At 65.1% G+C, this 13,906-nt stretch carries 14 protein-coding genes; 6 read left to right on the top strand and 8 right to left on the bottom strand.

Annotation, left to right across the window (positions count from 1 at the left end; all coding sequences use genetic code 11):
* Window positions 1-94 precede the first annotated feature (94 nt).
* The 5 genes from M1L58_RS20950 to M1L58_RS20930 all read left to right on the top strand — a co-directional run bounded on the left by M1L58_RS20950 (window position 95) and on the right by M1L58_RS20930 (window position 4,382).
* The gene (locus tag M1L58_RS20950; protein ID WP_248660358.1) at window positions 95-742 is read left to right on the top strand and encodes a TetR/AcrR family transcriptional regulator; all 648 of its coding nucleotides are present in this window, start codon (window positions 95-97) and stop codon (window positions 740-742) included.
* Window positions 743-954: 212 nt separating this feature from the next.
* Window positions 955-2,022, top strand: coding sequence for a glycosyltransferase (locus tag M1L58_RS20945; protein WP_248660357.1), 1,068 nt, complete (start codon window positions 955-957; stop codon window positions 2,020-2,022).
* A gap of 37 nt (window positions 2,023-2,059) precedes the next feature.
* Window positions 2,060-2,311 carry an ATP synthase F0 subunit C gene (gene atpE / locus M1L58_RS20940; protein ID WP_248660356.1) on the top strand — a complete coding sequence of 84 codons (252 nt, stop codon included), beginning with the start codon at window positions 2,060-2,062 and terminating at the stop codon, window positions 2,309-2,311.
* A gap of 492 nt (window positions 2,312-2,803) precedes the next feature.
* Window positions 2,804-3,127, top strand: coding sequence for a hypothetical protein (locus tag M1L58_RS20935; RefSeq protein ID WP_374112774.1), 324 nt, complete (start codon window positions 2,804-2,806; stop codon window positions 3,125-3,127).
* 172 nt (window positions 3,128-3,299) lie between these two features.
* Complete coding sequence (locus M1L58_RS20930) at window positions 3,300-4,382, top strand: alpha/beta hydrolase (RefSeq protein WP_248660379.1); 1,083 nt, start codon at window positions 3,300-3,302, stop codon at window positions 4,380-4,382.
* 1,313 nt (window positions 4,383-5,695) lie between these two features.
* On the opposite strand, the gene M1L58_RS20925 is transcribed toward M1L58_RS20930, so the two are convergent.
* The 8 genes from M1L58_RS20925 to M1L58_RS20890 form a co-directional block, all read right to left on the bottom strand.
* Window positions 5,696-5,980 carry a hypothetical protein gene (locus tag M1L58_RS20925; RefSeq protein WP_248660355.1) on the bottom strand — a complete coding sequence of 95 codons (285 nt, stop codon included), beginning with the start codon at window positions 5,978-5,980 and terminating at the stop codon, window positions 5,696-5,698.
* Between the two features lie 188 nt (window positions 5,981-6,168).
* Window positions 6,169-7,758 carry an acyl-CoA synthetase gene (locus tag M1L58_RS20920; RefSeq protein WP_248660354.1) on the bottom strand — a complete coding sequence of 530 codons (1,590 nt, stop codon included), beginning with the start codon at window positions 7,756-7,758 and terminating at the stop codon, window positions 6,169-6,171.
* A gap of 17 nt (window positions 7,759-7,775) precedes the next feature.
* Complete coding sequence (locus M1L58_RS20915; RefSeq protein ID WP_248660353.1) at window positions 7,776-8,609, bottom strand: SDR family NAD(P)-dependent oxidoreductase; 834 nt, start codon at window positions 8,607-8,609, stop codon at window positions 7,776-7,778.
* Window positions 8,606-9,478, bottom strand: coding sequence for an alpha/beta fold hydrolase (locus tag M1L58_RS20910; RefSeq protein WP_248660352.1), 873 nt, complete (start codon window positions 9,476-9,478; stop codon window positions 8,606-8,608). Before M1L58_RS20910 ends, M1L58_RS20915 begins: the two co-directional genes overlap by 4 nt.
* Window positions 9,479-9,523: 45 nt before the next feature.
* Window positions 9,524-10,105: an aromatic-ring-hydroxylating dioxygenase subunit beta gene (locus M1L58_RS20905; RefSeq protein ID WP_248660351.1), complete on the bottom strand. Its 582-nt coding sequence runs from the start codon at window positions 10,103-10,105 to the stop codon at window positions 9,524-9,526.
* A 46-nt stretch (window positions 10,106-10,151) separates the two neighbouring features.
* The gene (locus M1L58_RS20900) at window positions 10,152-11,375 is read right to left on the bottom strand and encodes an NAD(P)/FAD-dependent oxidoreductase (RefSeq protein WP_248660350.1); all 1,224 of its coding nucleotides are present in this window, start codon (window positions 11,373-11,375) and stop codon (window positions 10,152-10,154) included.
* Entirely contained in the window at window positions 11,375-11,710 is a 336-nt protein-coding gene (locus tag M1L58_RS20895; protein WP_248660349.1) for a non-heme iron oxygenase ferredoxin subunit, read from the bottom strand. The genes M1L58_RS20900 and M1L58_RS20895 overlap by 1 nt, the downstream gene beginning before the upstream one ends.
* Complete coding sequence (locus tag M1L58_RS20890) at window positions 11,707-12,879, bottom strand: aromatic ring-hydroxylating dioxygenase subunit alpha (RefSeq protein WP_248660377.1); 1,173 nt, start codon at window positions 12,877-12,879, stop codon at window positions 11,707-11,709. The genes M1L58_RS20895 and M1L58_RS20890 overlap by 4 nt, the downstream gene beginning before the upstream one ends.
* Before the next feature lie 389 nt (window positions 12,880-13,268).
* Between M1L58_RS20890 and M1L58_RS20885 the strand changes: the two genes are divergently transcribed.
* Window positions 13,269-13,895, top strand: a complete 627-nt coding sequence (locus tag M1L58_RS20885; RefSeq protein ID WP_248660348.1) for a helix-turn-helix domain-containing protein — start codon at window positions 13,269-13,271, stop codon at window positions 13,893-13,895.
* Window positions 13,896-13,906: the final 11 nt, after the last annotated feature.

The following is a 13,906-nucleotide window of genomic DNA, read 5'->3' as shown; positions in this document are numbered from 1 at the left end:
TCGGTCACGCGCGGATGATCCGGTCGACTGCGTACATACATCGGTGAACCGAACGGTGTGGACTTGTCCAGACCTATCGGTCTATAATTCGACCGTGCGGTCAAAAACCCAACCGGGTGCCCGAACCTTCGCCGACGAGGCGCGTCGTCGACAGATCGTTGCGTGCGCGATCGACTTGATCGCCGAAGTCGGTTACCCGAGCGCGTCGCTGGCCAAGATCGCAGAGCGCGCGGAGATAGCGAAGAGTGTTGTGCTGTATCACTTTCGCGACAAGGATGAGTTGGTCGGCGCTCTGGTCGAGACCGTGTTCGAGACCTCGGCCGGCATCATGATCCCGCGGATCCTCGCGGCATCGGGAGCGCGTGACCGTCTTCGGTCCTACGTGGAGTCAAACGGCGCATTCCTCGACGCCCATCGCCGTTCTGCCGTCGCCCTCTATGAGATCTCCACGAGTTATCGCGACAAATCGGGCCGTAGATTCGACGAGGCGATCCGGTCATCCATCGACGACACCGGGGTACCAGCTGAGTTCGCCCTTCTCGATCCGCTGTCCATCCTGTCGGCAGGAATGGAGGACGGCGATTTCGTCACCGACATCGACCCTGTCGTTCTGAAGAACATCATCCGAGCGGCACTCGACGGCGCAGTAGCCGAACTCGCGCGCGACGAGACCTATGACGTGATCGCCCACACCACAGTCCTGTGTGACCTCGTTCTTTCCGCGATCGGGGCACCTTCATGAGTCCACAAATCACCATCCTGGCGTTCGGCACCCGAGGCGACGTCGCGCCACTGACGGGCCTCGCGACCGGGCTGCGGGATCGGCTCGGCGCCCACGTCACCATTGCCGCGCAACGCCCATACGAGCAGATCATCACCCGCGCCGGCCACACGTTCCGTCTCCTACCGCGAGATACTCAGGCGGACACCCGGTCATCAGAATACGGTCAGGCGATGGTCGACGGCCGCCGACTCAAACCGTCAAAGGATGCGATGGTTGGGATGCGTGAGGATCTGGCGGGCGTGGGCGAGGCCGTGGCAGCGGCTGCGGAGAATGCCGACCTGCTTCTGTGCGGCGGCCCGGTCGGTACGTTGCTCGGCTGGCATGTGGCCGAGGCAGTCGGATGCCGGAGTGCAGCCGTCGTCCTCCAGCCATCTTACCGTACAAGCGATTTCGGTCCCCCTGCCCTCGGTGTCCGCTCGTTTGGATGTGTCGGGAACCGGGCCGCGTGGCGCACGACCGCGATTGGTGAGAGGCTCTTCGCACCTCTCATCGACGATCTCCGACAGTCATTGGGCCTCGGCCGCGAGTCGCGAACCGGACCAAGGCGAAAGCGTCAGCGAAGGTGGACTCAATTGTGTGGGTTCAGCGAGCACGTCGTGCCCCGACCCCGGGACTGGCCCGACAACGTTCATGTCACGGGATACTGGTGGCCGAGTGAAAACCCGTCCGAAAACGCTTACCCCGGTCTCGTCGACTTCCTTGCGGACGGGCCGCCACCGGTGTACATCGGGCTCGGCAGCACGGCGATCAGCGACGGCGGGCGGATCAGCGAAGTCATCTGCGACGCGCTTCGTCGAAATGAGCTCCGTGGCGTGGTGCACAAAGGGTGGGCGCATCTGGACGGCGGTTCGGACAGCGCGATGCACACGATCGACGACGTTCCCCATTCCTGGCTGCTCCCACGGACTGTGGCGGCGGTCCACCACTGCGGCGCCGGAACAGCGGCGGCCACACTCCGTGCCGGTGTCCCGACGGTGGCCCTTCCCGGGATCATGGATCAACCGTTCTGGGCGAACCGCCTTCGGCGGATTGGCGTCGCGCCCGACCCCATCCCACGGACCCGGGCGACGGTCGAGAACCTGAGCGCGGCGCTGCGGGCCGTCGCCGACGGGGAGAACGGTCGATCTGAGTACGGGCATCGCGCCGCCGCGCTCTCCTCGGCGATTGCCGACGAGAGTGGAGTCGGGCGTGCGTGTCAGGTCGTCGAAGACCTTTTGAACACGTCGACCTCGGCTTGATCAACCGCGAGCACACTCAAGAGGAGGAGAAGGAGTCATGGCTAGCGAAGCACTCATCGGCGATGCCCTACTTGCCGGGGCGATAACCCTCGCCGGTGGCGCCATCGCCGCGGGTATCGGCAACGGACTGGCCGGAGCGCGCTTCATCGAAGGCGCCGCTCGCCAGCCTCAGGCGCAAACCCGTCTGTTCACACCGTTTTTCATCACCGTCAGCCTCGTCGAGGCGGCCTTCTTCATCAACATCGCCTTCATGGCTCTGTTCGTGTTCGCCACACCCGGCGCAGAGTGAACCCACCGGGTAGGTGCACGCACAGGAGTCTGCCCGTCCGGCTTGTACGGGCGAGGTTGGACGCGCTCTCGAGCGCATCCGACGCTGGTGATGGCTTACCAGCTGGTCTGGCAGACTCGAACACCTTGCTCAGATCACGGCGGTAGCGCTGCGGTCTGCACAGGGCACCCTGACGGATGCCTCAATCACGTGGCACCGGAGTGAGGGCTTCTCGTCTCCTCCCTGAATGGTTCGGGGACCACCGCCGCCCTGCGGCCGTTCCGCATGACGGCACACGCGTTAGCCGCTTCGCCCCTCACGTCCGTATATTCGTGACATTCGCCACTCATCCACACCGTGAAAGACGAAATCTGAGGAGTACCGTGCCCAACCCGTCCACTTCGAGCCCAACGCGACATCCGCATCGGCAAGGCGAGGTACTCGGGATGGGCGTCTCCGGATGAGGACGAGTCATCTGGCCGAGCCGAAGACCTTGCCGAGCAGGCAAACCTGATGCACCGTTACGGCGCCGACTGCATGTACGTCACCGACACGGGAGGGCGGTTGACGATCGATGATGCGCGTGGGCGCACCAGGGCCTACCAGGACGTACTCGACCCATCTACCCAGCTCGGCTTCAATGCGGACAGAAAACCATCGCTCTCGTGGGCTGATAGCGTCGTCACGGTAGGGGAAGGCGGCGCCTACCGAGTTGACGCTTCGCCGGCCGGCCACGGGACTGGCGCCGGAAACACTTCACTCGAGGCGTTCTTCGCTGCGGCCGGCCTCCCTGGCTGGGAGCACAAGACGGACCGCGATCCAGGACGCCGCAGATGATCTGCGACCGCTCCAGGATGATCCGATCCACCCGCGCGCCGGCCGTCCCGGCGCCGAACAACGAACCCATCTCGCCAGTCCGTGCAACGTACGCAACCAACGGCTTAAGGACGACCGTTCTATGAATCCCCCTGCTACACCTTCGGCACCGCTGTGTCGCTCTGTAATTCTCATGACGCTCTCGGTCTTGGTAGTGGCGGCATCGCTCATCTTCAACCCGGCCTCTGCGAGCGCCCAGGGACCACTGTTACCACCGGCGCAGCCGTCGAGCGGGCTGGGAGCGCAGGGTCCTTGCGGATCGACTGTAGCCGTCCATGCAAACCCTGTTGACGCGACACAGAAGATCGCCATCCATAGCCCTACAGGAACTGCGGCCACGCCCCTTCTGGGCGGTCGCTGCAACGATCCGAAGCGACCCGTCGTGGTCATCGTCCACGGCCTGCTCGCGGGCATAGACGCACAGCTTCTCGGCTCCAGCGTCCTGTACCGCGATATCATCAATCACTTCGTGGCCGCGGGAAATGTGGTGGTTTTCGCAACCTGGCCAACCAATCCGTACAATTTCTCCGAAGCAGTCGCGCAACAGGATCGAGCGCTTGGCTACGCCCAGAGATTCACGCCACGTGCCGATTTCAGCAAGCTGGGATTCATCGGGCACTCCATGGGCGGCGGAGCGCTTCCGTTTCTGGCGCAACAGGCGGTCCATCGAGGATGGGGATCATCGTCGCTCTGGTTGTTCCAGATTGCGCCCGCGTTCGCCAGCGACGTCGGCACCGGAAGCATCTCGGTGCCGCAGTACACGAGGGTCGTCGTTGAGAATTTTGACCACGACAACGTTCTGGACGCACGAATTGGTATCGAACAATTCAACGCCTACGATCTGCCGGTCGAACAGAAGCGCCACATCACCGTTCGAAGTGACTTCCGCGGACCGCTCACGAGATTGGACGCCACGCATCTGTCGGCTAACAGCGTCCTGGCGCCCAACGATGCGATCCGTTTCTATGGGATCTATCGAGTGGGCGACGCCCTTCAATCTTGCGCCCTTACAGGATCGCATTGCACTTCGGATCTCAGCTACATGGGAGAGTGGAGCGACGGACGCGCAGTCCGCAAATCTATTTCAACAACTACGCCGGTTGACTCCGGCCCACCGGCAAACGCATTCGATATTGTGGGACTCAATGGCGAATGCGAGTCACCGCACAATGTCCGCGCCGGCAGATGCCCGGAATCCCATGTTTCTCAGAACTGACCACCGTGCGAGCGGTCCGTTCCTCCACTGGTGGATATGAGTGATGGTCGACCATCGGGGTTACGGCTCTGTTCTGGCTGCCGCCGATTGCGTGTCGGTCCGAGAGCGCTTCGTCAGCGCGCGGCGGGTGGGTCGGGTACTGCAGGCAGCTGAGCCAGGTACGCATCACGTACTCCGCGAGACCTTCCATCGCTGCATCGTCGAGCCCTCAGCTTCCCAGTCGACAGCCAGTCGACGTAGCATCGAAGCGCCCAGCGTGATCGCCGGATGTCGTTGCTTCCCGGGTGAAGAACTCGGTCTGGCCAGCCCGGACCAGGAGTCCGATCGCGGGCTCGTCGGGTCAGACTTTCACGCAGGAGACTGATGGTCTCAGTGACCGCCTCCTGCGCGGTGTTGACGTGGGCGAGATCCGTTGACATGCGGTCCGGGAGTCCTGGGCCCGGCCGTGGCGAGCTCTCGAACTATTGCCAGGGACAGCGATCCGAGTGCGATTACGAAGAAACACAGGACATACCAGAGGTTTCCGGTAGGGTACCGTGATCGGTGACTCCGCGGGTTGCGCCGAAATAGGCCGGCGCGGAGGCGATCCAAAGCACGGCCGGAACGAGCAGATAAGCAACCGGGAAGATGCGAAGGAACGGCAGCGCCGTTCTGGCCGCCGACGTCGATGGGTCCGATGAAGCTCGACGGACTCGACGCCAGTGCGACACCGTGAAATAGATGCCGCGGACCCACAACCCGGCGATTTCGAGCGTCAGTACGATCGCCTGACCTGTAGTGTTGGCGTGCTCGCGTCCGAAGCAGCGGTCGGGATGCTGAACAGCGGCCGGCAGGCTACCGCGAAGGCTCCCGCCTCGACGACGGTGCGCACACGTGGGCGACCTGACTCAGTGCCGGATAGAACGCGACTATGTACGGGGGCGGGCGGTCGTACATGAACTGAACCGTGAAGACATTGTGATAGAACATGAGTCCCAGCGCATCTTGCATTCCGACAGCGGCAGCGTTCCAGGCCGAAGATGGCCACCCGGCGCGGGCTGCGATCCGCTGGCGCGCCATCGTGGCTGGATCTCCGTGCCCGTGCCCGTGGCATTGGCATATCCCTCATCACGGGCGAGGGTGAGTGTCCCCGTGCGGGTGTCCCCGCAATCGGGTGGAAACTCGCCGGCACCGGATCACCGTGGTCGGATTCGGCGGAGACGGATCGCCCGCCGACGGCCCTCGCTGGCTCCGCGCAACGTCAAGTCCGCAGGCGAGGGCCATGACCTGACCTACGAAGCGGTTCGACACCCTCTGGCGACCGGCTCGCGCTGTCAGGTCCCCGGTACGTGGTCGAGGTCCATGTCGACTTCGGTCACCCAGTCGGGTTCCGAGACAAGCAGACTCAACTCATGACCGGGGACATCGACATCGACGACGTAGCGCAACCCGGCGGCCTCCGCGGCCGCGATCGTGCGTATCGCGCGCGACCGTGCCTGCTCGGGACCATCGCGTTCCACTGCGAACACGACCTTCCGGCACTCGGGATCCGCTTGTCGCGCAGCGGAGATCACCACACTTAGCGAACTGATGAGGTCCTCGGGGCTCGCGTCGGTCATCCGCACTTCGATGTCGTGTGCTGCGACGGGATATGCGGAGCTCAGCCGACCGGCCGTGCAGCGCAGCAGCTCCACCGTAGCGATTACCCTCCCGTCGCGATGCAGTGTCACCGTGCCGCCGGCATCTGTCCACGAGAGCACCTGGCCCGACCACGGCATGGGGAAGTGAGGACGGCCCAGCGGGACGTTCACTGCGAGCCATCCCTGACGATCGATCGAATCGCCACTTTCTCCAGCTTGCCGGAGGCATTCCGGGGGACCCGGTCGATGATCTTCAACCGCTGGGGCAGTTTGTAGCGGGCCAGTTCGGCGGCCGCGAATTCACGCACGTCGTCGAGTGTGACCGCGACGTTGCTGTCGAGCGAGACGACTGCGACGACGGCCTCGCCCCACTTCGGGTCCGGCACACCGACCACGGCGACATCCGTGACTCCGGGCATGTTCGCCAGGACGCGTTCGACCTCTGCGGGGTAGACATTCTCGCCACCACTGATCACCATGTCCTTGAGCCGGTCGACGATGAACAGGTAGCCCTCGTCGTCGAGGTATCCGATGTCTCCGGAGTGGAACCATCCCTCGTCGTCGAACGCGGAGGCGGTTGCTTCGGGGTTCTCCCAGTAGCCCGGGGTGACGTTCGGACCGCGAACGAGGATCTCACCGCTGACGCCTGCGGGGACAGGGGTGCGCGAGGCAACGTCGACGACTCGAATCTCGGTGTACGGCATCGGAATACCTGCGGAGCCGAGCTTGTCGAGTGTTCGCTCGACCGGAAGATGGGTGGCGAACGGGGCGGTCTCGGTCAGCCCCCACGCCTGCTGCAGCCAGATGCCGTGATCGGCGAACTCGCGGATCAACGACGGGGGCACCGGCGCGGCCGCGACGACGATCGACCGCACATGCGACAGGTCCACCTCGAACACCCCGGGCACGCGGCGGAGGCTTGCGAGCATGGCCGGCACGACGAACACCGAGTTGACTTTGTAAGCAACGAGATCGGCTAGGAACTCGGCGGGGTCGAAAGACCGTCGCAACACGACCGTTCCGCCACGGACGAGCGTGCGGAGGACGAAACTGTTGAGTGCTCCTACGTGGAACAGCGGCGCCGAGGCGTAGGTGACGTCTCCGCGGCGAGCATCGAGACGGGTGTCGACGTTGACCGAGTTCCACCAGATGTTGCCGTGCGTGAGGATGACACCCTTGGGAGTGCCGGTGGTGCCCGAGGTGAACATCAAGATGGCGGGATCGTCGAACTGCCCCGGCACCAAGCGGTCGGCGGGTGCTGCATCGGCGATGACGGTCGACCACGGCTCCCACCCCTCGGTGTCGCCGGTCACCGGCACCGCGGGGTCGTCGTCGACGAGGAGGAACCGCTTGACCGCAACCACATCTCGAACGGCATCGACCAGAGACTGGTGTCCGGGTTCGGCGATCAGGGCAGCGGCTCCGCTGCGATCGAGCACGGTCTGCAACTCGGGTCCGGCGAGCCGGAAGTTCACCGGCACGAACACCGCACCGATCCGCAGCGTCGCGAGCAGGGTGATCAGGTATGCCGGGCTGTTCAGGCCCACATAGGCGACTCGCTCGCCGGCGCCGACCCCGCCGTCTGCTAATACTGCGGCGAGCCGGGCCGATCGATCTTCGAGATCGGCGTAGGTCAACCCCACATCTGCGTACCGCAGCGCCACCGCGGAGCCGTTCCAATCAGCGTTGCGGCGCAGGGCGGTTGCCGGGTTGACGTCGACGGTGATGCCCGAATTGGCGGGATGTCCAAGTGTCATGTCAAGCCTTCCAGGGCTCAGAGGTGGTTGCCGCCGGCGTCGGAGCTGAACCCGCGAACGCCCATTCCGCCGTCGATGGAGATCGCTTCGCCAGTGATCGGTCCGCTCTGCTCGCGAGAGGCGAGGAGGACGTACGGTCCCGTGAAGTCCTTCGGGTCGGTACTCGAGTCGTGCAAGGGAAGCGGTGGGGGAGGGGTGTCCGGGCCGCGCTTCGCGAACGACGCCGAGATGGACCGCTCACCCATCGACAGCGATTCCGGGCCGCGCAGGTCGGTGTTCATTCCGCCACAGGCGACCCCGTTGACCCGCACCTTCGGGGCGAGTTCGTATGCGAGTTCGCGCATCAGCCCGAGGCAGGCATGCTTGCTCGCGGTGTACACCGGGCCACCGCCGTTGACGTAGAACGAGGCGTTCGACAACGTCATCACGATGCTGCCGCGCGTCTTGACCAGTTCGCGCCACGCGGCCTCGGCAGCGAGAAAGTACCCCTTCACGTTGACGGCGAACACCTCGTCGAAGGTGGCGGCGACCTCCGCCCCGGATAGTCGGGTGAGCTGGCGCTGGTAGTCCCACACCCCGGCGTTGGCGACCAGCGTGTCGAGTTTGCCGAAATGCGCGACGCTCTCGGCGACCGCTGCGTGCAGTTGCTCGGGTTCGCGGACGTCAGCCGCCACCGCATGCACACGCGAAGGGTCCGGCGCCTCGGCAGCCACGGTCTTCAGCTGGTCGAGATCGCGGCCGAGAACCGTCACCGAAGCTCCCTCGGCGAGGTAGCGTTCAGCGACCGCGCGACCGATTCCTGTTCCCCCGCCGGTGATCAGCGCGGAGTAACCCTCAAGCCAGCCGCTCATTCGAGATCTCCGAGGAAGTCGGTCACCAGACGTTCGAATTCTGCGGCGCGTTCGAGCTGCACCCAGTGCCCGCAATTTCCGAAGACGTGCATCTGCACATCGGGGATCTGCTTCACCATGATCTGCGCACCTTCGAGGGTGATGGTCCGATCGTCGCGGCCCCACAGCAGCAGGGTCGGGGCCTTGATCTTGTGCAGGTCCCTCCACAATGGGTCCATGCCGTGGCGCCTGGCGAAGGCGGCGTTGTACAGGTGGTAGAACTCGATGTGGCTCTCATCGAGCGAAGCCTCGTACCGCGCCCGCACCACGTCCTCGCCGAACTGCTTGTGGTCGAACACCATCGTCCGGATGAACGAGGCCATTTTCTTCTCGCTTGGCCCTGCGCCGTTGAAGTACTTGAACATTTCCTTCTGCCCCTCGGTGGGAGTGGGACCGAAGGGCAGCCAGCCGCCACCGGGCGCCATCAGCACGAGGCCGGTGACGCGGTCGCGTTGTGTCTGGGCCATGGCGATCGCAGCAGCGCCACCGAGGCTGTTGCCGAGTAGATGGAAGGATTCGATCTCGAGAGCGTCGAGGGCTTGGAAGAGCGCATCGACGGTGATCTGGGTGATCGACCGCTCGCCGAGTTCGGTCTCGCCGGGCCGGTAGCTGTGGCCGAATCCAGGCTGATCGGGAAGCAGAATTCGAAAGCGCTTCGACAGCGCGGCCAGGTTCTGATGATAGTTGCTCACGCCGGAGGCACCTGGGCCTCCGCCGTGGAGCATCACGAGCACAGGCCCCTCGCCGGGTACCTCGGCCACGGCGACCTCTCCGAGAGAGGTCTGCACCTTGTGATGGCGGAGTTCGAGTTCGGTCGTGGAAGTGGTCACTGAGAATCCCCTCGGTGAGAATCGAGTCGGTGGCGGCTGTCGGCGTCAGAAGAAGGTGGAGATGTTCTTCGACTGGAGGATGTTCTGGTCGAGAAGAATCGTGCGGCGAGCAATCTTCAGTCCGGAGTCGGTACGACGGAGCACATCGGTCCGACCGCCGGCGAAGATGTTCTCCTCACGCTCGAGTCGGTTGCGATAGACGAGGAACGCCGATCTCACGACGAGGTCGTCGGCGGTGAAGCCGGCAAATTCGGCGGTGTCGACGTGCCGGGCGACGACATTGGTGACGAGATGGCGCGTCCGGGACGGCGGGTCCTCTGCCCACGCCATTCCCGAATCGAAGCGACGGATGCGCCAGGCGAGACTGTCCTTGGTTTCGTCGTAGAAGGCGGCTTCGCCGCGCGCTGCGATGGACAGGGCCTGCTGACGACGCAATCTGTTGGTGCGGGTCGGCATCCAGTAGTCGAGGTCATCGGCCAGCAGGTCCAGCCAGTCGGTGAACCGCCCGTCGTCGAGGAGTTCGGCTTCCTCGTAGTAGAACTGTTCGACCTCGAAGTGTGTGTCGCGATCCGCGCGGCGTCCCGCCGCCTGCTCGGCGCGCGGTGACCCGGTGGCGGTGGTGGTCACGGGGTTCGTTCCCTTCTCTGGGTGCTACAGGGGCTGGCCCACAGGCTCAGCCGCGTAGCAGCTTTCGCAAATCGGTGGCGGTGTCGGCCAGTTGCTGCGGGTCGACGACCAAGCCGCGCTCGATCATCCGGCGGGCCGCCCGGACGGCATTCGAATCGTCCACGGCGACGGCGCCCACGACGACTCCGGAGCGAAGGCCGAAGGCGGAGAAGAACTCCGATCCCAGTTCGCCCCGCAGGACGATGGTCTCGGCGTCGGCGAGGTGCCCGACGCCCTCCACGTGGCGACGATGGCGGTCGGTCCAGAACCAGGGCGCCGTGGTGTGCGGCGCAGGGGCGTCGAGAATGGTCGCCGCGGCGCGGCGACCCTCCTGTTGAGCAGCATCCCAATGCTCGGTCCGCAGGGCGAGGACGCCCTCCCGGCGGATGCGGGTGGGATCGCCGACCGCGAGGATCGCTGGGTTGGATGTCACCTGCCGCTGGTCGACGACGATGCCGCGGTCGACCTCGAGTCCGGCTGCCTCGGCGAGGCGGGTGTCCGGCACCATGCCGACGCCGAGCAGCACGGCGTCGAAGGAACGGGGGGCCGTCTCGCCGGCGATGACGACTTCCACGCCCGAACCGGTGTCGGTGAAGGATTCGATCTGCGTTGTAAGCGTGGTGATTCCGCGGGCGGCGTGCTGGCTGTGCAGCCACGCTGCGATCTCATGTCCGACCGCCGCGGCGACCGGCACTGCGACCGGGTCGACGAGGGTGACGTCACATCCGAGGTCGACAGCCGTGGATGCCACCTCGGCCCCGATGAGGCCCGCGCCGACGACCAGGATGCGTGCTTCCGGAACAAGGGCGGCGCCGATCCTATCGGCATCCTCGCTGGTGCGCAGCACATGCACCCGCGGTCCGTCGGCGCCCGGGATCGGCGGGCGCGCGGCGTGACCGCCGGTGGCCAGCACGACCCGGTCTGCCGCGAGCATCGTGCCGTCGGCCAACTCGACGCCGCCTTCGGCCGGGCGGAGTGCGGTCACCATGATGCCGGTGCGTAGATGGATAGCGTTGTTGTCGTACCAATCTGACGATTGCAGGGCGATCTGCTTCAGGTCTTTCTCGCCTGCGAGGTAGTCCTTGGACAGCGGCGGCCGGTCATAGGGGAATTCGCCGGCGTCGACGAGGATCAGTTCATCGGAGTAACCACCATCGCGGAGGGCGCCAGCCGTGCTGACCCCGGCGATACCACCGCCGACGATGACGATCCGCTCGAGGCCCGTTGACATCAGGGGACCTCGTTCGGGTACAGGAAGACTTCGCCGTCCCGCACCTCGACCCGGTGCGGGCAGGCGTCCTTGGTGGCCGGAAGGCCGTCCACCGCGCCGGTTTTCAGGCAGAACTTGCTCGAGTGCAGGGGACACTCGACGTACCCGTCCTCGACCCACCCGTCCGCGAGGGATGCCTCAGCGTGGGTGCAGGTGTCGTCGAGTGCCCACACGGTGCCGTCGTCGTCGCGGAGCAGCGCAATGTTGTCGCCGGTTCCGGTGATGGACTTGTCGATGGCGACGCCCTCCCCCTCGGGAATGTCGTCGAGCGTCGCGACGCGGATTCCTGCGGTCATCGTTCCTCCTCATGCCATGCAGGGGTGTTCATCAGGTCGCGCCAGCGGGCGTAGAACGCGCGGCCGGCGGCGTCGCTGTAGAGCTCGCTTGTCGTGCCCGGGTGCCGGCCGTCCTCGCGCTCCGATCCCAGCCCCATCTGGTAGTTCAGAGCGACACCGTTGGTGATGAACCCGCGGGAGATGGCCTGAACCTCGCTCCAGTTCTCACCGTCGTCCTGCTCGAAGATCCCGCTGGGACCGAAGGTGCGTAAGTTGTAGAGGCGCTGAGCTTCTCGCACTTCTTCCGGCATCGACTCGTCGACGATCGTCCACGCCCACACCTCCATCTGGTCCGGCCCTTTGGGGTGCCATATGCGGATGGAGCCGTTGACGGGTAGATAGGAGAAATTCGGGAACACCGTCGCGTGACCGGTGGTGAGCGGTCCCTCCACCCGAGCGTCACCGAGCCGTGTGCGCAGCGCGTCGTAATCCATCCAGTCGTGGACGGTACGGGCGTCGAACCGGTTCTTGGGATGTACCGGGAACCCTGCGCCGTGCCCATTCGGGTCGACGTACTGCCGGCCCGTGCGGTGCACGATCTCGTCCTTGGGGGCCTTGCCCGTAGGGGACAACACCATGAGTGCCGAGGCGTGGCTCATGTTGACGTGGTACCAGTCGGTGGCGAACTGTTCGGCAGACAGCTTCCAGTTACCGTCGAGCACCCATTTGTGCACGCCGCCGACGACGACCGTGCCCTGGTCGTCGTGATCGAGCATGGCGTCCATGTACCACGCCATGTCACCGAGAGACTCCCGCAGCGCAAGCGGCTGCGGGTTCCAGGTGCCGAAGATCAGACCGTGGTAGGTCTCGAGGTGCGGAACCTCGACCAGACCCCAGTCCTTCGAATCGAACGAGGCGGGGTAGCCCTCTTTGTTCGGGACACTGATCAGCTTGCCCTCGAGGTCGTAGGCCCAGCCGTGGTAGGTGCACGTGAAGTTCTTGGTGGCGCCGAAGTCCGCCCGGCACACCCGCGCGCCACGGTGTCGGCACGAGTTGAGGTAAGCGCGGATCCTGCGCTTCTTGTCCATCGTGACGATGACCGGGTCCTCACCCATGTAGGTGGTGAAGAAGTCTCCGGGTTTGTGGAACTGGTCGGTGTGGGCGAGGAACAACCAGCTCGGCGCGAAGATGCGGCGCATCTCCTGCTCGTAGAGCTGGTGATCGGTGAAGATGGCGCGGTCGAGCAGGCCGCCGTCGGCGTCGACGAGGCCGGACACGTCGATGTTGCGGGTCATGATCGAGGGTCGCTGCAGCGCGCCGCGGGGGGCCGCGGTTGCGGCGCCACGAGGCAGCTCGCAGGCGCCACCGCACCCGCCAGCTCCGGCCGCGGGTCGGATGGTTGAAGTCATACGTCCACACAAACCGGTCGGCCCGGCGGTTTCCAGGCGCCGTTCCCTACAATGGAACAGCCTCGGATCTTCGCCGAATCTGCGATAGAGTGACGGATCGGTAATTGAAAGTGACAGTAGCCACCGTCGCTCTCGGCGGCAGATCTCGTACAGGAGTCGGCGACATGAGGATGACCGGGGACACACGGATCAGTGAGAACGACCTGGTCGCCCGTAACGTCCGGCGGTACCGGCAGGAGCGGGCCATGTCGCTGGGCGATCTCGCCCGTCGTTCGGGACTGTCCAAGCAGACGCTGTCCAAGATCGAGAAGGGCACCGGTAACCCGACCGTGGAGACGTTGGCACTACTGGGTGCGGCTCTCGACATACCCTCGCGTCGATTGCTGACCGAGTGGGGAACGCCTGTCTATGTACAACGCGCCGGGGAGGGGGTGTGGACCGACGGGGACGCCACGGAGCATTCCGAACGTCTGCTGGACGAGGTCTACGGCTCCGGGTATGTGCGGACCCTGGTCCTGCGCTTCGAGCGCGGCAATGATGCGTCCGCACTCGCGGCACACTCCGCGGGAACGCTGCATCACCTGTATCTGGTCAGCGGAAAACTACGGGTTGGCCCGGTGAGCGAGATGGTCGACCTGGCCGCTGGAGATTTCGTGCGGTTTCCCGGCGATGTGCCGCATCAGTACACCTGCCTGACCGAGCGGGTCGTCGCCCACATGGTGACGACCGTCCCGCAGGTCCGCCAGTTCGGACCGACCGTGGCCGCCGCGCAGGAAGGTGCTAGGCGCGGCGGCTGACGGTGCGGCCG

It is taken from the genome of Gordonia sp. C13 (genome assembly GCF_023218005.1).
Taxonomy (GTDB): Bacteria; Actinomycetota; Actinomycetes; order Mycobacteriales; family Mycobacteriaceae; genus Gordonia; species Gordonia namibiensis.
Note: the sequence above shows the minus strand (reverse complement) of the source record. Positions and strands in the feature narration are given on the sequence as shown.